The following is a 19,255-nucleotide window of genomic DNA, read 5'->3' as shown; positions in this document are numbered from 1 at the left end:
TCACTTAAATTTAATCAATTTTACGTAAAATTTAGTAGCGGTTTAAAAATTTCCCTACAAATCGGGTTAAAATTGGCTTCAGACATTAAAAATATAAAAATATTATGGGCAGATTGTTAATAAAACTTATAGGTTTAATTTTATTTTTCACAGGGTTATACTTTTTTGGTCAAAATATTATATTTGTTAGCGGTTACTACATACCTTTTTCCAGCAGATTACCAGCGACAGTTTCCGTATTAGCGATTATGGCAGGTGTGTTTACATTGGTGTTTTATCGCAGAGAAGCTAGTCAGCTTGGATGGATTTTGTTAGGTATTGGGATAGTACTAGTTTTCTTGAGTGGTGGAGTAATTTTCAGATCAACTAGCCTATGGAATCTATTTGTCGCTTTCGGCGCATTAGCAGCCGGATATAAATTATTGAATGAGGGTAGAATCAACTTTTAAAATTTTTAAATATAATCAAATTTTCTCATAGTTGCGATAGCAATCTTATTTGATTAATATGAATTGAAAGATAAAGTTCCTCAACTTATCACAGAAGTTGGGGATTTTCTATCTCACGAATAACTTAGGATTGTGATAGTAGCCAAAACTACACTTGTTGCTACTTCATATTACAGTCAGGAAAATTTGACATTATAATTTCTCTATCTGCTCTACTATTGCTGAGAGTGCATTAGAGCGCTTAAATTAACTTTTAGTTAAGTGCCAATTTGACGTTCGATAGTCACACATAATCCGTGTCATCTGGATGGATAGCCTCTTAATAATGACTTTAGATCGGGGGGTTTTACTAAGGTTGAGGCTACTATTACAATGGAAAATGTTGATTATGAGGAATAAGCAAGAATGACCCAAGTGATTCTTGGAGAGAATGAAGCAATAGACTCAGCTTTGCGTCGGTTTAAACGTCAGGTTTCCAAAGCTGGGATATTAGCTGATGTGAAATATCATCGGCACTTTGAAACACCCATTGAAAAACGCAAACGTAAGGCAGTGGCAGCTAGACGCAAAAGAACTTTTAAATAAACCTATTTGGTGTGATACTGGCGTTGCTTGAGGTTATGACCTAAAACAGGCAATAGCGCTTAGGCGTAGCCCTTCCTAGAAATCGCCATTATTCTTACAAAAATTAAGCAAACTATGCCGCACTTCAATTAGGGTGTAGAGCGTGTTAAAGGCTTTATTTCGGTTGGATAGAGCAAGCTAAAATCGCTGCCCATCAACCAAAATAAACGCCTTTAGCAAACAAACTGGCCCCTAAGACTCAGAATTATTAATGGTGCGGCTATTACAAACATTCATCGCCTTTTCTACTCCCTGTTTGAGACTTAGTTCAATACACTCAACCACGAACTGAAGTACAAGAGACATTTGCTGATTTTCGGCAGAGGAGAATCGCCCCAGCACATGGGAGACAGTATTAGAATCATCGTTATTAGCTGCACCTTTAGGTTTACCAATACCGATTCGCAAACGGGGAAAATTTTGGGTACTCAGATGTGCGATCGCACTTTTCATCCCGTTATGTCCCCCAGCTGAACCGGATAGGCGCAGCCGAGTTTTTCCCAAAGGCAAATCCATATCGTCGTAAATTATCAGCACTGACTCAGGCGGCAATTTATACCAACTTGTTACCGCTTGAATTGACTGTCCTGAGCGATTCATATAAGTTAACGGCTTTAGCAAGCGAATCTTACCTCCACCTGGGGCCATACCTTCGCCATACTCACCTTGAAACTTGCGGTTTTCTGCCAAGGAAATGCGCCAAGAACGGCAGAGAGCTTCTACAGCAGCAAAGCCGATATTATGGCGTGTTTGGTCGTACTTGCTTTCTGGATTCCCCAAACCAACAATTAGTTGTGGAATCACCAAAGCTGGTTGCGTAACAGCTTCTGTCATTTTGCCTATAGTCAATTGATATCAATCACTCAACTAGTACAATGTCTAAGCTAGTTTTGAGGGTTTGTAGTAAGCACTTCAGTGCTTAAAATCCAGGACTAAAGTCCTTACTACGAACTTGTTCACCCTTGGTAACTAATGAGACAAACTACTAGCTAGGTTGAGAAGAACTAGTGGTAGTATCCTGCTCTGATTTAGCAGGGTAGATTTGCTTAGGTTCCAATTCAGCAGTAGTCTTGACAGCTTCTTCTAACTGTTCTGCTTCTTTTTGAAACTCGCTTTGAAACTCCTTAGAAGCTTCTTGGAAACTACGGATTGTTTTACCCACACTCCGACCAATTTCTGGTAGCTTCTTTGGCCCAAAGATTAACAGCGCCACTACCATAATTACACCCATTTCCGGCAGACCGATACCAAATATATTCATTTTTGTCTCCTGTCAACTATAGAACCACTACAGAAACTCATATATTATGTAGTCTACTCAATAGTTAGTATGCACTGACCATTCACAAAAAAACCCGGAAGAACCGGGTGTAACTTAACTTGTTATCCAAACTTGATAGCGGTGTATCCGTTAGCGTCCTAAACTCCGCCAATCGACATTTACATCCTGAACTAACAGTGATCTATTGTAAAGTTGCAGAATAATCAGCAAAAACACAAAAAATAGCGCCATAAAAACAGCCATCACAGGGGTAGTACCCCAACCTGGAGCCACTTTTCCATACTCAGAGTTAAGTGGTTTCAGGATATCTCCCAACCTAGTCCTTTGTGCCATAGTTCACCTAATATTACTTGCCAAAGCTTTTTTTAATCTTCTGTAATATTCTATAAGAATAGCACTCATCATCTATCCCTCAATTATGGAACCCGCAATAGTTCTTAGCATTTCTATGGCCGCCGTGGTGGTTGCCATCACCGGAATTTCAATTTATACCTCTTTTGGCCCTCCTAGCAAGGAATTGAACGATCCGTTTGACGATCACGAAGATTAAAAGAGTCATTTGTCATTGGTCATTTGTCATTGGTTGGTGGTCTGTGGAAAACCACAATTGGCCACTGACACAGCAATAGTCGCTTACGCCAGTCTGGAATTTATCGCTGGTATTACCTTGAAACTGGCGATTTTCCAAGGCTGTATTGTTAAGAGTTGTTGCCCAGATGAGAATTCAGTAGTAGAGGAACGCTCTAACAAATCTACTGCATCTCCTAGATTTAACCCTAAATTACTTTGCAAAGATAACTCGGCTGTTTCTCCGTGACATTCATAACACCGCAGAATTAGCTGCTGTGGGTTATCTTCAGATGGCTTCAAGGCCATCAAGATTAAATTTTCAGCTGATAAATCTAGGAAACTCATCCCCAACCCATCTTTACCAGTAGAAAGGGAAGGATTTTCATTAGGAGGATTTAATATCACTTGTAACGGTATATTCAATTCATAGCCACGCCGTACCGTATGGGCTGATTCCCAGCTACCAACATGAGGATACAAGGTATATGTAAACTCATGAAAACCTTTATCAGCTTCTGAGTCTGGCCAATTAGGGCTACGTAGCAGTGTTAGGCGAAGTTGATTTGGTTTGCTGTCGTAACCGTATTTACAATCATTTAGCAAACTAACTCCGTGAATACCCTCCTGTGTTTCTCCTGTTAAATCCGCCCAACGCAAAGCTGGGACTTCCCATTTTGCTTGTTCTGCGGGAGTTTGCGGTTTAGTTGTCCGGCGAATCGCGCCACAGGGAATTTCATAAGTAGCAAAGTCTGCTTCGATATTCAAAGGAAAAGCAGCTTTCACCAATACATGATTTTCTTGCCAATTGACAGTAGTAGCTATCTTCAGTAGAGGTGAACCAACTTGCAGAATATAATCTTGGCAAAATTCCGATTCGCCCAACTGACGCACCACGCGCACACGACTTTGCACTGGCCCTTGTTCTAACAACTGAATAGATTGAAGATTTGTTGATGGTAAGGGATGTTGGGAATAATTGGGGTCTATATTCCAAGCATCCCAATATTGACCGCTATCTTTAAAAGCTTGTAGTTGATTTCCTGCACCACTCAAAAGTTCTCGTTGATAAGTTTTATCAAAAACACTTGATAAATCTCCAGTATCAGGATCGATAACAACTCGCAAGAATTCATTTTCTAAAATCCAGTCTGGGAGAAGTGAGAGAGATGTAGCTTTAGCTTCCCGCAGAGTTGGAGATGAGGGGGAAAGCCAAAATATGCGGTAGCCAACGGGTGGAATTTCGGTAGCTAGAAATAATAGGGTTGATGGTTCAGATAATTGGGAGACAAGCTGCTTTCCTGAAGTATCGTAAATCTGCCATTCCTGTGGTGTGGATAAGGCTACAGAGACTACCTCAGAACGCTGCCAATTGAGAGAATTGAAAACGAAAATAGGTAAACTATTGGGTTTTGGTGGTTCTGATAGGGTAATGTGAGATGCGATCGCTAAAAGTGAGTCTTGTAATATCTTCGTTCCGACTTGTTCTACTTGCTGCCACTGGGGTAAGGCATCTGTGTAAACTTGAGTAATTGAAGAACCAGGTAAAATATCGTGAAACTGTTGAAATAAAACCTGCTTCCAAGCTGCTTCGATTTCTGCTTTCGGATATGTCGCACCACAGCTTAAGGTTGCGAAGGTAGCAAATAGTTCAGCTTCATATAATAAATTTTCACAACGACGATTCCAGCGTTTTTGGTCTGCGTGGGTAGTGTAGCAACCGCGATGAAATTCGAGGTATAGTTCGTCATCCCAGGTGGGGAAGGCAGGGGGAGCAGGGGATGTAGGGGAGGTAGGAGGGGAATTATAATTACTGACAGACGCGATGAATCGCGTCTCTACAATTTGCTGTAAATATTTTTCAGCCGTCGTGAATTCTAAGTCTGGGAAGAAAGGTGACTTTTGCCAGCGTTGGGCGATTTCTAACATATCACGAGTGGGGCCGCCGCCGTGGTCGCCTACACCGGGAAGCCAGAGGGATTCTGATAAACCAGTTTGGGATTGCCATTCCAGAGCGTAGGATGCCATTTTAACTGGGTCAATGTTTTCCCCCATAGGTGCAGACATCAAACTAAAGACTTCGCTACCGTCAGGCGATCGCCACCAAAAAGCCCCATAATCAAATTTAGTAGTATCATTCCACCGCAACTTCTGGGTGACAAAATACTCAATTCCGGCATTAGCGAAAAACTGGGGTAAAGTTGCACAGAAACCAAAAGAATCTGGAACCCACTCCATAGTTGAAAGCTTGCCAAATTTCTCCTGGATGTAGCGTTGACCATACAATAGCTGACGGACTATTGATTCACCAGCAATGAGATTGAGTTCCGGTTCCACCCACATTCCGCCGACAACTTCCCAACGTCCAGCAGCTACCTGTGCTTGAATCGCCTGAAACAAATCCGGGCGATGTTCCTCAATCCAAGCATAAAGTGCGGGAGTCGAATGACAGAAAATTAACTCAGGAAAATCTGCTTGCAACTTCAGAACCGACTCAAAAGTGTTTTGCGCCGCATTCCAAGTTTCACTCACAGGCCATAGCCATGCTAAATCTAAGTGAGCATGACCCAACAAGAAAATTTTAGATTTTTGATCCCCCCAACCCCCCTTAAAAAGGGGGGCTAAGATGTCGGATTGAATTAGGTTTCGGCGTAGAGACAAAAACGATCTTGCTAACTCTCCCTTCTCTTTGCCCTCTGCGCCTCTGCGGTTCGTAACCTCCTCCACCATCTCCACCAAAACATCCAACCTCTCCGGCGCGAACCTTTCCAAATAAAGCTGCACCACAGCTAATTCATCAGCCACAAAACCCGGATCGGGATTATTATCAACAATAGACTCATAAACTAGGAGCGATCGCACTAAAGCACCATCACAATGTCCCGGACTCACTAACCGCAAAGCCACAACAAACTCTTCCCCTGGCTTCACTCTTTGGCTGAGAAGCACTCTCGGCGAACAATCAAATAAATCACCCTCCAGTACTAACTCCCCATTCACATAAATCTCAGCAGAATCTGCCCACCAAAGCAGCGCCAGCCGCAAAGATAACCCAGCTAAAGGATAACCCTGTAAATCTTGGGGCACTACCAACCTTTGCACTAGCCATAGTACATTTTTCCCCCCTGTCCAAGCGATATGTTCTTTAGCATTCAACTGAACAGGTTGCCAATGAGACAAATCAGCAGCGACAACATCAGTAATAATCAGGTCAGATTCCTGGTATAGCCAGCTAGACTGAAGATTAACTTGGCAAAAAGAGCGCAGTTGCTCAATTGCTTGTGAGATGATTTTGGTATGAGATTGAGAGACAGTGGGAGTCATATATTCGCTAATATGAGGTGTTGGTTGTTTTTATTGTTTGGCGCGAGTCTCACAACTTAACAAGACTTGAACTAAAAAATTACTACTATGTCTTCTGGTTCCTCTGGTCGTTATCAAAGCAGACTATTTAACTTTGTCCACCAGCAATCTCGGCGGGTGACACAACAGTGGGAACACACCTTCCGGCATTTGCAAGTTGCCACTAAGTGGGGTGTGGAGGCACTACTTTACCCAGTGTATCTACTGTTTCAGTCATCTGAATCATCTGGGAAAACGCTACAGACCAAAGAACCACAAACTAGACTCAAGTTACAACCAAATGATACCGATTTCCAGTCCGAAATTCCAAATGCTGATAGTCCTATTCAACAAGTACTAGAAGCAGTCAATTATGTCTTGTCAGATGAAGCCGTCTCCACTCCTACAAAAACATCTGAAACTTTCAATCCTTTGGCTTTATTGGAAGTTGTGCGGCTGAAGTTTGTTGATAAAAACTCGACAAATAACGTAAGTTATATAGAATCTTCAAGTATTACAGAGAATAAAGCGGAGATTATCAACTCTTTACAGTTAGATAACGCTCTAAAACAGCATTTTCCAGCAGTGCGGGGAATTGCCACAAATTTGATGAATCGGAGTTTAGTACTTGTTACTACCGAAAATGAAATTCTAGATATTTTGACACCCCAGCAGCAGGCAAAGTTAGAAGATCGAATTATTAACGAAGTTGCTAATTACTGGCAGTCTTGGCGGTTGATTATAGCCAAAAAAGAAACGGAGCTATTACCACAAATTGACCGTTTATTAGCAAAACTCACTGATGGAAATACAACCAAAATTCCAGCTTTAGCTGAGGGCATATCAAAAGATTTACTTAATACTGAAAGATTACTAGCATTTCTAGATATAGCTGTTGCTAAGTTGGAGTCAAATGCTTTAGTACCTGTGCAAGAACGTAGCCAGGAAATTGTTCAAGTTGCCCAAACTCAGTTAAACATATTTCTTTATGGCAAAGAGCAATTAGCTGCTAGGGGAGAAATTGCAACCACTGCTGATGGTTTGGAAACTCATACACTGAACATTCACGCTTTGATTGAGGCGGCGCTTAATTACTTTTTTGGTGTTGGTAATAGAAAAACACTTGATTCAACAACTAGTGATGAGCAATTGCCAAGTAAACTATTCTCATCACGCTTTAGAAAAGCCTTGGCTAAAAGCCCTCTATTGGAAAATCAGGATTTAGCTGTTGATCCTTGGCTAACATGGAATGATTTATTTGGAGATACTGAAACCGTTACTAACAAGTCAATTACACTTTCTCAAGTGGAAAATAAAAATCCTGCTTTAGCGGCAAGTTTATCAGTAGGGCATTTTCCACAAAAGAATTTAACTGTAAAACAACCTAAAATCGGATCTGGTTTGGTGCAAAGGAAACAAGCAACTAGTAATCTTGCCTCAAGCCAAAAAATATCTGGAAAAGTTTCCTCTGCAAAACAAATTCAAGCCCATACTTCCCTAACTAAACGCGAGATTCGGAAAGGGGAAATTTTGCAAGAGCAGTTTCATCAAAGTAGTCAAATTGAGGCACAGCCAGACTGGATAGAAACCAAAGCAACTTCAACAGGCTATGAGAAACATCCCTTAGAGCAACTTCTGGAATGGGTTGATTATGCTATGCTCTGGCTAGAAGAGAAATTTGTAAAGATTTTTCAGTCATTACGGCAGATGTGGCAGGGAAAATAATAGTAATTCGTAATCTTTTTAGAGCAATAAACTCTTCACCACAACATGTGATTTAGGAAAGAACGTAACAGCTTGGTTCCGGTTGGTTCTTGATAGTTAGTTGGCAACATAGCCAGCATCGCATTCTGTAACGTCTCCAAAGCTACTTCTACTTCCTGGCGCTTTGGTCTGGTTGTTTGGGCAAAGTGTAAGGGTTCACCGACTCGAATTGTTAACTCTTTTCTTAAATAAAGGTCATGAGTCCCAATCAGTGCAACTGGAATAATCGGTACACCAGCCCGCAAAGCATAAATCACTGTCCCGCGTTTTAAAGGGAGATACAACTTACCCTCAGCAGTTCCTAGTCGTCCTTCGGGAAAAAGAATCATCCCATCTCCACGAGCCAAAATTGCCAGGATAATCCGGTCTATCTGTCGGAGTGTGTGTATATCTTCTCCTGTCGGTACTGTCTGTTTAATTGCTGTAGCTAGCTCAACTAAATCTTGCCTTCGTGCTTTAGCCGCTTCCATGACAGCAACTTCTTCTTTCCATACCCGTTCCAAAGGAATCACGCCCCCCGCAAAACCGAGGATGAAGCGCTTCCACCACTTGTTATAAAGAGTACGAGCATCGCCCAGGATGTAATAGTGGGGTTGGGTAGGGAGTTCGGCTAACAGGAGTAAGGGATCGATATGGTGGAGATGGTTGACAGCTAGAATTGCAGGTTTCTGAGGTATTCTTTCGAGGTGTTCGACCCGTACCTTGAAAAAGGAATGGATGAGCGATCGCATGACAAAACGACGCAGCCCAGAGTTGGCTCTAGGTTCTGAATACCCCTGATTAACACCTTCCAAGCGATTGAGGGTTTTTTCGATAATCTGGCGAACAGCGCGATCGCCAGCCGCAGCTACACCCTCTTTTACCCGCTTTATACTTGCAGCAGTTAAAGTTTTTAATTGTGTACTATCTTCGCTCTGATGGCTAGATTTCGAATCGGTATGAACTTCGGAAATTACCCCATCAGCTTGGTCTTCCTGAACAGATACCTTAGAAGAATTTTTGATAAAAATCTCCTTGAATTCATAAATAAATCATAATTCTTGAGGTTATATTATTAACCAACCCACGGTTAGAAATTGTGGAATGCTCTTATCAAGATTTTAAATAAATTAGCTGTAATTATCCCCATAGCCAGAATCTATTTTTATACAAAGAGTGTTGACATGTTAGTAACTTGCTGAGAGAATACCTAAAAAATTAACCAAATGATTGACCATAGCGATCGCATCGCGTCTCGTAAAGAAGGCACATTCCAAGGTGTTGGAGGGCTTGACCTCTATTACCAAAGCTGGCATCCAGAGGGTAAAGTAAGAGCAATATTAGCCATTGTGCATGGACTCGGAGCCCACAGCGATCGCTACAGTAATGTAATTCAGCATTTGATACCCAAACAATATGCTATCTATGCCTTAGACTTACGTGGTCATGGACGCTCACCAGGTCAGCGAGGCTATATCAACGCTTGGAGTGAGTTTCGAGAAGATTTGGGAGCCTTTTTACAGTTAATTCAGACTCAGAATCCTGGCTGCCCAATTTTTCTTTTGGGTCATAGTTTAGGCGGGGTGATTGTCTTAGATTATATTCTGCGCTATCCCCAACAAGCATCAGTTTTGCAAGGTGCGATCGCTCTCGCGCCAACCTTGGGGAAAGTTGGGATTTCACCGATTCGGGTGCTTTTAGGAAAAATGCTCTCACGAGTGTGGCCACGTTTCACCCTGAATACAGGCATTGACATCAGTGCTGGTTCAAGAGATCCGCAGGTTTTAGCTGCGATCGCTCAAGATACACTACGACATACCCTTGGTACTGCCCGTCTAGCTACAGAATTCTTTGCAACAGTTGATTGGATTAATGCTCACGCAAGTGATTGGCAATTACCATTGTTGATTCTCCACGGTGGTGCAGACCGAGTTGCTTTACCTGCGGGAAGCGACATCTTTTATCAAAGGGTAAACTGTAAAGATAAGCTGAGAATCGAGTATCCTGGAGCCTATCACGAAATTCAGCGTGACCTCAATTATCGAGAGGTAATGGTTGATTTGGAGAATTGGTTGGAGGGACACCTACCATCCCAGACGGCTCAGTTAGGAAGGGTAAGTGGTGAGTTAGAGTTTCCTAGTTTTTAGCTGCATCACTACTTGTTACACCTATAACAACCTAAGAATTCTGATAGGACTAGATGTCACTAACTCCGACTTCTGTATATTTGCACTACCAATACTGATATACTTTCTGCTCTATGTAATACGCAAAGTCAGTTATTTACATTATCTGAAAAATATGTTGCAGAGGATACAGAGTTTTTGCCAACCAAGATAGGTTCTCCCTTTACTCCTCCACGGGTAAGAGTACAAATTTTATAAAGGTTTTCGCATTCAAAGATTGCCATAACTAGCTCTTTCCCAGTTTGATAAGAGGATGGTAAGGGTTTACCTACCTCGCATTCCATATCAATTTCGCGATCGCGCCACTGTAACTTCCAAATACGCTTTTCGGTTAATGGTGCTTTGACAGACCGAGCAAAAGCACTATACACTTGCTCTGCTTTGATATCATCCTTGGCTGCTGGCACAAAAAACTTCATAGGCTTTGGTTACAAGTAATGTGAGTTTCACTAGCACCAGCGTAACGCAGTTACCAAGGCAATCTGCTTCCATCCCACGATAAAAACTGCCCACTATCGCCTTCTTGAAGTTGTTCGATGACAGTCAATAATTGGGTAACGGTGCGTTCCACTGAGAATAATTTTTCTGCAGGTACATTTCCTTGGAAAGGACGGGAAAGGCGTGTATCAGTTGTACCAGGATGCAATGTCACTATTAATGCTTTAGGACAACTTCTTTTATACTCAATTGCCGCAGTTCGCATCAACATATTGAGTGCTGCTTTAGAAGCGCGATAGCCATACCATCCACCAAGTTTGTTATCACCAATACTGCCCAATTTAGCAGAAATACTAGCGAACACACTGCGTTCTCCATGACGCAACAGAGGCAATAGATGTTTAGCTAGCAAGACAGCACCAATACTATTTATCTGAAAGTAGCGCAGCAAGTTTTCTGAATTTATCTGTCTTAAGCTTTTTTCAGGTTGCAAAGTATCTTCATGCAACAGTCCTACACAGTTGACTACTAAATGCAGTTTGTCAACTTGGGTATGTATTTTTTGAATAGTTTCAACAATCTGCAACTCGTCAGTAATATCCATCTCTAAACAAATTAATCGCCCAGAATGTTCGTCTACAAGAGCTATTAAATCGGTGGCTAACTCTAGCTGACGAGAAGTTGCAAAAACTTTAGCTATTTTCTCATCCTGTAGCAATCTTTTTACAAAACCAAAACCAATACCTTGGCTGGCTCCCACAATCAATGCGTTTACAGAATTGATTTCATCTTTGAAAGACATAAAATTTTAGGGTTTAATAATATTAAAACTTAATAATTAGGATAAACACTGGGTTTTTATTCGCTTCACCCAGACTACTAAGATTAGCAAAACAGAACATTTAGGTTTATTTACCAATGCAAAACTTGCTAAAAATCCTATCTAAAACTGATTCTGTTAATTCTTCCCCGGTAATCTCTCCCAGTGCTTGAATTGCACCGCGTAAGTCAATTGTCCAAAAATCTAGAGGGAGCTGCTGGACAATTGTTGTTTGTACTTGTTCCAAAGATATTTTAGCTTGAGTTAAAGCTGCTGCTTGCCTTTGATTAATGGCTAAATCCATGTCAGCAGCTTGGACTTTTTCTGCTTTGACTAGCTCTAAAATTGCTGTTTCTAAAGCATCAATACCTTGATTTTGTGCTGCTGCTGTGACAATTTTAGAATTTGGATTGGGTATTTGAGATTGAAGAGTTTTTCTTTCGCTTTCTTCTACTAAGTCGATTTTGTTAATGACTAGAATTAATGGACGGTGTTGTACTTGTTCGTAAATTTCTTGATCGCCTTCTGTCCAACCTGCTGAAGCATCGATGGTAAGTAAGACTAAATCAGCTGCATTGGCGGCACGACGCGATCGCTCCACACCAATTTTTTCCACTTGATCTGTTGTTTCCCGAATCCCGGCTGTATCTAGCACTTGTACGGGAATTCCCCCGACAACTAGCTGGGATTCAACCACATCGCGGGTTGTACCAGGTAAGTCTGTAACAATGGCGCGATCGCTCCTGCTCCAGGCGTTCAATAAGCTCGACTTACCGACGTTTGGCCGTCCCACAATTGCCACTTTCAAACCTGTGCGTAGCAACTCACCTTTGTCTTTGGTTGCCAATAACCTCGTTATTTCGGCGGCAATTTTCTCGATTTCTGATATTATTGCTTTATCATCCAACGGTGGCAGGTCTTCCTCAAAATCGATTCGAGCTTCGATTTCTGCCAAAATATCTAAACAGTTAGCGCGTAACTGCCGGATTGGATGAGCTAATTTTCCCTGTAAACCAGCTAAGGCAGTTTGGGCAGCTTGAGGTGATTTAGCTCCCACTAAATCAGCAATACCTTCGGCTTGAGTTAAATCCAATCGCCCATTCAAAAAGGCGCGGAGAGTAAATTCTCCGGGTTGAGCTAGTCTAGCGCCATTTTCTAAACACAGTTGTAATACCTGCTGCACTGCCATTATCCCCCCGTGGCAATGGAATTCCACCACATCTTCACGGGTGTAAGAGCGGGGTGCTTTCATAATCAGCAATAGAGCTTCATCTACCAGTTGTTGGGTTTGGGGATGACGAATGTAACCGTAGAGAATCCGGTGACTTTCCCAAACTTGTCGCCCTGGTGCGTGAAAAAGAGTTTGGGCTAGAGCCATTGCTTCAGAACCAGACACCCGCACAATACCAACACTACCCTGTTGGGGGACAACAGCAGTTGCGATCGCAGCGATAGTTCCAGTAGTAGCAAAAACTTCTGACATGAGTGCCCTTCATAAGAATGAAAAGTTAGGAGTCAAAATCATAACTCATAACTGATAACTTTCTAAATGGTAGGTGTTTAGACTAATAGGATAGCAACTGGCAAGGTAAAATTTACTTAGAGGTTAATGCCTGATAGTAAAGAGTTAGGGGTGAATATTAGAACTCACAACTTTATAACTTATAAGTTTTAGAGAGAGGAATTTACTGTGGAGCAAAAGATTAACTGCGCTGTAGCCTGTGTTAATGGGTGTGTTTTAGGGGATAAATGCCCCAATATCGAGTATAGAGAGGCGGCCGCAAAATTTATTGAAGATACTCCCCTAGACAAAATGTTGGAATTGGCACAAGAACGTCTGCGGAAAAAAATGACGGAACCGCCAAAATGGGTTTTTCCTGAAGATCCATAACACTGATGTTAATAGGCATAAGCAAGACAGCGAGGAGCTTAAATAGTATCTGGATCTATATTTAATTCTCGCAGTTTTGCTGCCAAGCGATCGCTGCGTTGCTTCTCGTGTTCAGCGCGTTCTTTCTCTTGTTGTACAGCTTCTTGTGGTGTCAAAATTAGTTCTCCACCAGAAGTAAAAAAGCGCAACTTTTCTTGAGAAACACCTAAATATAAACCTAGTTGTTGACTCCACAACCAGCCTTGGGTATTTGGTTCCAACGGTTGATATTTACCATCAAGTAAATGAAACCCTGCAAATTCTAACGTTTCTGGATCAAACCAGAAATAATCTGGTGTGCGAAAAATATCTTGGTAAATTTGTTTTTTTAGTCCCTTGTCAGTGTCGCCTGTGCTATCTGAGAGAATTTCTATAATTAGATTAGGATATTTACCATCTTCTTCCCAGACAACCCAACTTTTACGGGGTTTGCGTTCAGTCCCTAATACTACAAAAAAATCTGGCCCCCGGAAGTTCTCTGATTTGCGCTGGCGTGGACTGTAGTAGATGGTGAGATTACCCGATGCATAAAAGTCGTTGCGATTTCGCCACAACCACTCTAAGCATTGAATTAGCAGAGTCATTTGTAGCCGATGTAAGTCAGTTTCCAAAGGCGGTTCGTCACTATATAAATCCCCTGGGGGAAATATACTATCTTCTGGGGATTCTAAATCTTGGGCTACAGACATGGCAACAAGTGTCTTAGTGCTATAAGTTTAGCGTAGCAGTGAGAAGCACAGACGTGCAGCACCCTAGCACTAAATATCTAACCCAACTACCATTAAGTCAGGCGGATGTTCAACGTTGAACTGGTAATATATTTCTCTTTTTTCCTGTGGTGGAAGAGTTAACTGCCATTCCAAAATGCCCATTTCACCAAGTTGAATTTGTGGGTTGCTACGGCTAAGGCGCACTTTAATTTGCTCGTTGCGGCTAACTGGCAATTGTTCAGTTACTTTCAGATTTACTTCTTTGTCGAGTAAGTTAGTAATTATCAACCGATAACTATAAGTAACCCGGCGCTGGTTGCTAATCAATCTTTTGTCTACCAGGCGTTCAACTAAATCGCGCTCAATTTTCAAACCTTCATCCATCCCTAAATTCAGTTTGAATTCTTGTCCTGGTGCAATATTCTCTAACTGAGTTGTCCCGATAAAAACATTGTTGCGGAAAATATTCGCTTTTCCTGGTAACAAAGTCGCACCATTGGGATTATTTTTTACATTTGCTTGCAGATAAGCAAAACTTACCAAACGCGGCATTGCCACATAATCAAAGTTACAAGGATAATCGTCATTAAAAATTGTCGTTTTATGGGGTGCGCCATCACTGGGAATGTTACCACCACCATTCAATTTAAAGGTAACTACACTTCCTTCTTTGGATACTTCTGCTGTAACGGTTTCTGCTGGGATAAGAACATCATCTGCACCTTCGTCTTCTTCTTGCCAATCTGCTCTGGCAGCAGAAGCAGGCGGTTCTGCTATGCTAGGCAGCAGTGGTGGTTGAGCAGCAAATCGTCGTTGTCGTAACATTTGTGGACGTGGCGCATCAATATACCAGGGTTCAAGTTTAGGCGGGAGTGTACCTAATCCCGGTTTAGCGGTAGAAAGGGTGAGATTTGCACCAATCCAATCTTCGCCACTACTTTGAGTAATTTCTGCAAGGTAGCCCAGATGCACAATATCGCTGGTAGTGTTAAAGCGCAAGTCATAAAGCGGAGTCCAACTGGCGCGATTTACTATGTAAGACACCTCTAATTCAAATTCGCCTTCACCTGCAACTTCAACTCCTACAACTATGCTCAAACTCTCTTTGGGATGGGGCGTTTGAATTTTTTGCAATGAGGCGCGGAGTGCTTGCAGTTCTTTGTCTAATTCCTGCTGTTGGGTTTTGCACTCTCCAGATGCGATCGCATATTCACTATACTGGCTTCCGAGAAAGTTCAAAAAATCCAAAGTTTCGCTCAGGCTAAGATTTTTCCGAGACAAACTTTGTGCAAAGGGTTCTTCTGTTTTTTCACGTAACCCGGCGATAAAACTAGACTGTAATACTAAAGCATCTACCTGGGCTTGCAGGTGGCGTTTTTCTGCTTCTAATTGCTCAATTTGCCTTGTTAAATGGGCAACTCGCTCTGCCACTGGTTCAGTGGTGTAAATGCGATCGCTACTCACTCCCATCAAACGCACTGCCACTGTCCCTGTACCGCTAACCCTGATAGACTCAGTTTCTAGAGTCTCTGGCACTGAGGTAATTACTAATTCCTGTTCAATTCCTGTTAAATCAACTACACCCCGCCGTGTAACCAATGCTCTGTCAGCATAAACTGTAACAGCTACAATCTCGCTTTGTACTGTTTTGCGCCAAGATGGTATTTCCGGGTTAACCATTGCCAGTTTTCCCCCATTTTTAATTGATTCTGCTGGTTAATTGTCAATGGTTGCCGTTCTAAGAGTCAACCCCTTTGGGTAATTCGTAATTCGTAATGACGCGACGCTCCTGCGTCGCTAACGCTTCGCTATCGCGGACTCGCTAACGCTGCGCTAACGTAATTATGAATTAACCGTGAGTTGGTTCAAGGGTACTAGAAGTGGTATCAGTGTTTTGATCTACAAAATTCCTTGCCGCAGCCAGGAGATAGTCATAATAGGCACGAGCGACGATAGATAGCTGCTTGCCTGCGGGGTAAACCATGTACCAATGTCGCTGAATGGGAAAGTGTTGGACATCTAAAATGCTAAAATCTGAAGCGTCTAATAGTAAAGTATGACGAGATAAAACCGAAATTCCTAAACCACCTGCGATCGCTTGTTTAATTGCTTCGTTACTTCCCAATTCAAGTTTGACTTTTACTGTCACCCCTTGTTCTTCAAATAGGCTTTGGACGGCGCGACGAGTTCCTGAACCTGGTTCTCGCATAATAAAAGGTTCGTTAGACAGGCGTTGGATCGGAATATTTTTTTCTTTGGATAACGGATGATTAAGTGGTGCAAAGACTATCAAAGGATTTTCTAAAAAGGCCTCACAAGTCACATCCATATTGTCTGGAACTTGACTCATAATATATAAGTCGTCGAGGTTCTGGCTCATTCGTTCCAAAATTTGTTCGTGATTTGTTACTTGCAGAGAGATATCAATCCCTGGATAAAGTTCGCAAAACGGCCCTAACAAACGTGGGATAAAATATTTTGCTGTTGTAATCACTGCCAAGCGTAATTGTCCCTGTTTTAGCCCTTTTAAATCTGCCACCTTCATTTCATATTGGGCTATATTTTCAAAAATCTGCCGACAAGTGGCAAATAATTCTCGTCCTGCCTCGGTGAGATACAACCGCTTTCCTACTTGTTCAAATAATGGCAACCCTACCGATTTTGTGAGTTGCTTAATCTGCATAGAAACGGTAGGTTGGGTGAGAAACAATTCCTCAGCAGCCCGCGTAAAGCTACTGTGCCGTGCCGCAGCCTCGAATACCTTTAACTGGTGCAGCGTCGCTTGTTTCAAAGGTGGTTCTCCTCTATATAGCTATTCATCGATATAAAACTAGTATTAACTGAACAGTTGCAAATGCTATAGCGATACTCATAGAAATTTACGAGTTTTATTATAGATAAAACTCTATTATTTCTATTAAAACAAAGGTATTTTATTTATAGATTGAAGAAGCTATTATCAAAACAACAAGAAAAGCGTAAGATCCCTTCCACTTCCCGATGAATGATGATTTTCCCAAATTCATCTATCATCATTCATCATTCCATAATTCTTCTACAACTTCTGCAATTTTTGTAGGTAGCTTAGTTAAATCTGGTAATCTTAGCACTTCTATTTCGGCAACTTGTTCTTTAATGTTCACTGGCAAGTTTAAAGGCTGCTGTGTTTCTATCCAGCAACTTGCTAATGGTAAGGTTTGCTCCATTTCGTCTAGTGGTCGGGGAATTACCATCACTGCATTTAATTCTCCAATGCGTTCTGCTTCAAACATTCCCGCTTCCACTGCTACCGCCACATTTGCTACGGAACCACGAATAATGGCTGTACACAAACCCCCACCAATTTTTTCGTAGGCTGCTAAATGAACATCAGCAGCTTTGAGCATGGCATCACACGCGCCTACCATCGCTGGAAATCCTCGCGTTTCTACCAAACCAATTGCTTGATTACTCAGACGGCTAGAATTACCCTCCTCCATCAATTTAGTAAAACGGGTTGTGATGGGAAGTACTATATCTAGGTTGGGATAAGGCCGAGGAATCACCAAGCTAGAAACTAACTGACCAAACTGTTCAGCTGTTTGCACACCCGATTCTACAGCCAGACGCACGTCAGCAATGCCACCCCGGACGATCGCAGTACAATATCCGCCACCAATTTTTTCATACCCAACTAGGTGAACTCCTGCTGATTTCAGCATCATATCCGCCGTCCCAACTATTGCGGGAAAGCTGCGGGTAGAAACTAAACCTAAAGCAGTATCTTGGAAGGTGTCTCGATGACTCGTTCCTTCGATGGCTTTCATAGACCGTTGATTAGATGTTTCCATTTGAACTTTCCCAGATAATCACAAAGCCGACAACTTACAATTAACACTTACTCAGACTAATCGTCAGAGTTTGGGTTGCTTAAGGATTGTCTATGAGGAAACAATGTAGTCAACAGTCTGCTTATGCTCCCTTGTCCATAAATCTGAGTCCCGAAACCGTTAGGGGATTCTGTAGTTAGCTGATTGGGGTCTGAGTCAGGTTTTGTAGGCTCTTGGGCGGGTTCTTGCAAGGGGGGTTCAATATCCTTGGCTGGTTCCTCTACGGGAGGAGGCTGGCTTTCAGGAGTGGCGGTAGATTTAAAGTAAGAAATGGACTTATTTTGTTTGAAATCCACAAAAGCGGCGGCTGAGAAGTTAGTTGAGGAAACTACCTTTTCCTTAACTTCACCTGAGCCATTTTCTTCTTCCTTCTGCGGTGGCGCACTTGTAGCCGTAGGGTTATTCGTGGATGGTTCCGGCTGCTTTGTTTGAGCAATTTGCCGACTGGTGTCTCCTAAAATCGATCCAGGTGGAACTACTTGTCCAGGTTCAACTGAATAGTTAAAAACTGTTGTTGCTGAACCAATGCAAGCATTTGCTCCAATTTTGCCCTTGCCAACCATCAAAAAACCGGCTCCCAAGTTTGCCCCTACTTCTACCTCTAGGGTTCCTTCATGGACTTGGAGAATTGCTCCCATGCCAATACAGACCCCTGGGCCAATGATGATCTTGCTGTTTTCAGCCGCTTGGAGGATTACCCCAGGTGCAAGTACTGCGCTTGGATGAATAGTCACCTCACCACTAATGTAAGAATCAAAATTATTGCTGAGGCGCAGTGACAGCACAGACATGGAAATTTTAACCTCGGAAGCCGGAGTGGGGATGAGGAGTAGGGGAGGCAGGGGAGCGGGGGGGCAGGGGGCAAGGGAGGCAGGGGAGACAAGGAGACAGAGGTGAGAACTTGAAACAAGTCTTTAATTCTCCTTGTCCCCTTGTCCTCTTGCCCATACCCAATTCCCAATTCCCAATTCCCAATTCCCAATTCCCCACTACCTACTACCTACTATGGTCTTTGGATAATCGTTTCTAATACCCGACGCTTGGCTTTGGGGTCAATACCAATTAAGCGCACATATTCCCCTTGGTATTCGCCAAGGTGTCCTTCTACGGCTGCGATCGCTTCTCTCTCTGAGGAGGCTTGAATTTGACCGGTACTCGTCCAGGAACCTGTACGGAACCGCCGTTGGTCTACGTGTTCAAGGCTAATTTTAGAGCCGCCAGCCAATAATTGTCGGAGTTGGCCTACAACTTCAGCACTCAAGCGGGTACTGGTAGCTGTTGCTGTTGCTGTAGCA

Annotated in this window: 19 protein-coding genes and 1 pseudogene; 6 read left to right on the top strand and 14 right to left on the bottom strand. The window is 42.4% G+C overall.

Features of this window, described 5'->3' with window-relative positions; genetic code table 11:
- The first annotated feature begins 104 nt into the window (after positions 1–104).
- The gene (locus ACFFRD_RS33125; RefSeq protein WP_114082825.1) at positions 105–449 is read left to right on the top strand and encodes a hypothetical protein; all 345 of its coding nucleotides are present in this window, start codon (positions 105–107) and stop codon (positions 447–449) included.
- 405 nt (positions 450–854) lie between these two features.
- Positions 855–1,034 (top strand): 30S ribosomal protein S21, encoded by a 180-nt coding sequence (gene rpsU, locus ACFFRD_RS33120; RefSeq protein WP_012410658.1) that lies wholly within the window; start codon positions 855–857, stop codon positions 1,032–1,034.
- 231 nt (positions 1,035–1,265) lie between these two features.
- On the opposite strand, the gene pth is transcribed toward rpsU, so the two are convergent.
- From pth to psbH, 3 genes are all read right to left on the bottom strand, one after another.
- Positions 1,266–1,907 (bottom strand): aminoacyl-tRNA hydrolase, encoded by a 642-nt coding sequence (gene pth, locus ACFFRD_RS33115; RefSeq protein WP_114082826.1) that lies wholly within the window; start codon positions 1,905–1,907, stop codon positions 1,266–1,268.
- 151 nt (positions 1,908–2,058) lie between these two features.
- Positions 2,059–2,334, bottom strand: a complete 276-nt coding sequence (locus ACFFRD_RS33110) for a TatA/E family twin arginine-targeting protein translocase (RefSeq protein ID WP_114082827.1) — start codon at positions 2,332–2,334, stop codon at positions 2,059–2,061.
- Positions 2,335–2,484: 150 nt separating this feature from the next.
- Positions 2,485–2,688: a photosystem II reaction center phosphoprotein PsbH gene (psbH, locus tag ACFFRD_RS33105; RefSeq protein WP_094327589.1), complete on the bottom strand. Its 204-nt coding sequence runs from the start codon at positions 2,686–2,688 to the stop codon at positions 2,485–2,487.
- 85 nt (positions 2,689–2,773) lie between these two features.
- On the opposite strand from psbH, the gene psbN reads away from it, so the two are divergent.
- Positions 2,774–2,905 carry a photosystem II reaction center protein PsbN gene (psbN, locus tag ACFFRD_RS33100; protein ID WP_012410654.1) on the top strand — a complete coding sequence of 44 codons (132 nt, stop codon included), beginning with the start codon at positions 2,774–2,776 and terminating at the stop codon, positions 2,903–2,905.
- Positions 2,906–2,988: 83 nt separating this feature from the next.
- On the opposite strand, the gene ACFFRD_RS33095 is transcribed toward psbN, so the two are convergent.
- Positions 2,989–6,246 carry an alpha-mannosidase gene (locus ACFFRD_RS33095; protein ID WP_392480079.1) on the bottom strand — a complete coding sequence of 1,086 codons (3,258 nt, stop codon included), beginning with the start codon at positions 6,244–6,246 and terminating at the stop codon, positions 2,989–2,991.
- Between the two features lie 87 nt (positions 6,247–6,333).
- Between ACFFRD_RS33095 and ACFFRD_RS33090 the strand changes: the two genes are divergently transcribed.
- Positions 6,334–7,989 (top strand): hypothetical protein, encoded by a 1,656-nt coding sequence (locus ACFFRD_RS33090; protein ID WP_392480077.1) that lies wholly within the window; start codon positions 6,334–6,336, stop codon positions 7,987–7,989.
- Between the two features lie 35 nt (positions 7,990–8,024).
- Here ACFFRD_RS33090 and ACFFRD_RS33085 read toward each other — a convergent pair whose 3' ends face one another.
- On the bottom strand, positions 8,025–8,900 hold the full coding sequence (locus ACFFRD_RS33085; RefSeq protein ID WP_392483227.1) for a lysophospholipid acyltransferase family protein: 876 nt from the start codon (positions 8,898–8,900) through the stop codon (positions 8,025–8,027).
- Between the two features lie 333 nt (positions 8,901–9,233).
- Between ACFFRD_RS33085 and ACFFRD_RS33080 the strand changes: the two genes are divergently transcribed.
- Positions 9,234–10,154: an alpha/beta hydrolase gene (locus ACFFRD_RS33080; protein WP_392480074.1), complete on the top strand. Its 921-nt coding sequence runs from the start codon at positions 9,234–9,236 to the stop codon at positions 10,152–10,154.
- 128 nt (positions 10,155–10,282) lie between these two features.
- Here ACFFRD_RS33080 and ACFFRD_RS33075 read toward each other — a convergent pair whose 3' ends face one another.
- From ACFFRD_RS33075 to mnmE, 3 genes are all read right to left on the bottom strand, one after another.
- Complete coding sequence (locus ACFFRD_RS33075; protein WP_392480071.1) at positions 10,283–10,612, bottom strand: hypothetical protein; 330 nt, start codon at positions 10,610–10,612, stop codon at positions 10,283–10,285.
- Positions 10,613–10,662: 50 nt separating this feature from the next.
- Positions 10,663–11,433 carry an SDR family NAD(P)-dependent oxidoreductase gene (locus tag ACFFRD_RS33070; RefSeq protein WP_392480068.1) on the bottom strand — a complete coding sequence of 257 codons (771 nt, stop codon included), beginning with the start codon at positions 11,431–11,433 and terminating at the stop codon, positions 10,663–10,665.
- 106 nt (positions 11,434–11,539) lie between these two features.
- Complete coding sequence (gene mnmE, locus ACFFRD_RS33065; RefSeq protein WP_392480066.1) at positions 11,540–12,934, bottom strand: tRNA uridine-5-carboxymethylaminomethyl(34) synthesis GTPase MnmE; 1,395 nt, start codon at positions 12,932–12,934, stop codon at positions 11,540–11,542.
- Between the two features lie 207 nt (positions 12,935–13,141).
- Between mnmE and ACFFRD_RS33060 the strand changes: the two genes are divergently transcribed.
- The gene (locus ACFFRD_RS33060; RefSeq protein ID WP_114082835.1) at positions 13,142–13,342 is read left to right on the top strand and encodes a hypothetical protein; all 201 of its coding nucleotides are present in this window, start codon (positions 13,142–13,144) and stop codon (positions 13,340–13,342) included.
- Between the two features lie 38 nt (positions 13,343–13,380).
- Here the strand turns inward: ACFFRD_RS33060 and ACFFRD_RS33055 are convergent, their stop codons facing one another.
- The 6 genes and pseudogenes from ACFFRD_RS33055 to ACFFRD_RS33030 form a co-directional block, all read right to left on the bottom strand.
- The gene (locus ACFFRD_RS33055; RefSeq protein ID WP_392480064.1) at positions 13,381–14,070 is read right to left on the bottom strand and encodes a Uma2 family endonuclease; all 690 of its coding nucleotides are present in this window, start codon (positions 14,068–14,070) and stop codon (positions 13,381–13,383) included.
- Between the two features lie 69 nt (positions 14,071–14,139).
- On the bottom strand, positions 14,140–15,771 hold the full coding sequence (locus ACFFRD_RS33050; RefSeq protein WP_392480062.1) for a mucoidy inhibitor MuiA family protein: 1,632 nt from the start codon (positions 15,769–15,771) through the stop codon (positions 14,140–14,142).
- Positions 15,772–15,940: 169 nt separating this feature from the next.
- Positions 15,941–16,882, bottom strand: coding sequence for a LysR substrate-binding domain-containing protein (locus tag ACFFRD_RS33045; protein ID WP_392480060.1), 942 nt, complete (start codon positions 16,880–16,882; stop codon positions 15,941–15,943).
- Between the two features lie 241 nt (positions 16,883–17,123).
- Entirely contained in the window at positions 17,124–17,921 is a 798-nt protein-coding gene (locus ACFFRD_RS33040) for a BMC domain-containing protein (protein WP_114082839.1), read from the bottom strand.
- Positions 17,922–17,977: 56 nt separating this feature from the next.
- The gene (locus tag ACFFRD_RS33035; protein WP_392480058.1) at positions 17,978–18,751 is read right to left on the bottom strand and encodes a transferase; all 774 of its coding nucleotides are present in this window, start codon (positions 18,749–18,751) and stop codon (positions 17,978–17,980) included.
- A gap of 212 nt (positions 18,752–18,963) precedes the next feature.
- Positions 18,964–19,161: pseudogene (locus tag ACFFRD_RS33030) on the bottom strand (ribulose bisphosphate carboxylase small subunit); the annotation flags it as partial.
- Positions 19,162–19,255 lie beyond the last annotated feature (94 nt).

This window comes from Nostoc sp. C110, from assembly GCF_043099725.1.
Taxonomy (GTDB): Bacteria; Cyanobacteriota; Cyanobacteriia; order Cyanobacteriales; family Nostocaceae; genus Nostoc; species Nostoc muscorum_A.
The sequence above is the reverse complement of the archived record's forward strand: the minus strand, read 5'-3'. Positions and strand labels throughout refer to the sequence as shown.

Bases quoted from the DNA above. Each gene is read 5' to 3' on its own strand.
- ACFFRD_RS33110 (WP_114082827.1), bottom strand. From the start codon at position 2,334: ATGAATATATTTGGTATCGGTCTGCCGGAAATGGGTGTAATTATGGTA.
- ACFFRD_RS33075 (WP_392480071.1), bottom strand. From the start codon at position 10,612: ATGAAGTTTTTTGTGCCAGCAGCCAAGGATGATATCAAAGCAGAGCAA.
- rpsU (WP_012410658.1), top strand. From the start codon at position 855: ATGACCCAAGTGATTCTTGGAGAGAATGAAGCAATAGACTCAGCTTTG.
- pth (WP_114082826.1), bottom strand. From the start codon at position 1,907: ATGACAGAAGCTGTTACGCAACCAGCTTTGGTGATTCCACAACTAATT.
- ACFFRD_RS33055 (WP_392480064.1), bottom strand. From the start codon at position 14,070: ATGTCTGTAGCCCAAGATTTAGAATCCCCAGAAGATAGTATATTTCCC.
- ACFFRD_RS33040 (WP_114082839.1), bottom strand. From the start codon at position 17,921: ATGGAAACATCTAATCAACGGTCTATGAAAGCCATCGAAGGAACGAGT.
- ACFFRD_RS33090 (WP_392480077.1), top strand. From the start codon at position 6,334: ATGTCTTCTGGTTCCTCTGGTCGTTATCAAAGCAGACTATTTAACTTT.
- ACFFRD_RS33080 (WP_392480074.1), top strand. From the start codon at position 9,234: ATGATTGACCATAGCGATCGCATCGCGTCTCGTAAAGAAGGCACATTC.
- ACFFRD_RS33035 (WP_392480058.1), bottom strand. From the start codon at position 18,751: ATGTCTGTGCTGTCACTGCGCCTCAGCAATAATTTTGATTCTTACATT.
- psbN (WP_012410654.1), top strand. From the start codon at position 2,774: ATGGAACCCGCAATAGTTCTTAGCATTTCTATGGCCGCCGTGGTGGTT.
- mnmE (WP_392480066.1), bottom strand. From the start codon at position 12,934: ATGTCAGAAGTTTTTGCTACTACTGGAACTATCGCTGCGATCGCAACT.
- ACFFRD_RS33095 (WP_392480079.1), bottom strand. From the start codon at position 6,246: ATGACTCCCACTGTCTCTCAATCTCATACCAAAATCATCTCACAAGCA.
- ACFFRD_RS33070 (WP_392480068.1), bottom strand. From the start codon at position 11,433: ATGTCTTTCAAAGATGAAATCAATTCTGTAAACGCATTGATTGTGGGA.
- ACFFRD_RS33125 (WP_114082825.1), top strand. From the start codon at position 105: ATGGGCAGATTGTTAATAAAACTTATAGGTTTAATTTTATTTTTCACA.
- ACFFRD_RS33050 (WP_392480062.1), bottom strand. From the start codon at position 15,771: ATGGTTAACCCGGAAATACCATCTTGGCGCAAAACAGTACAAAGCGAG.
- psbH (WP_094327589.1), bottom strand. From the start codon at position 2,688: ATGGCACAAAGGACTAGGTTGGGAGATATCCTGAAACCACTTAACTCT.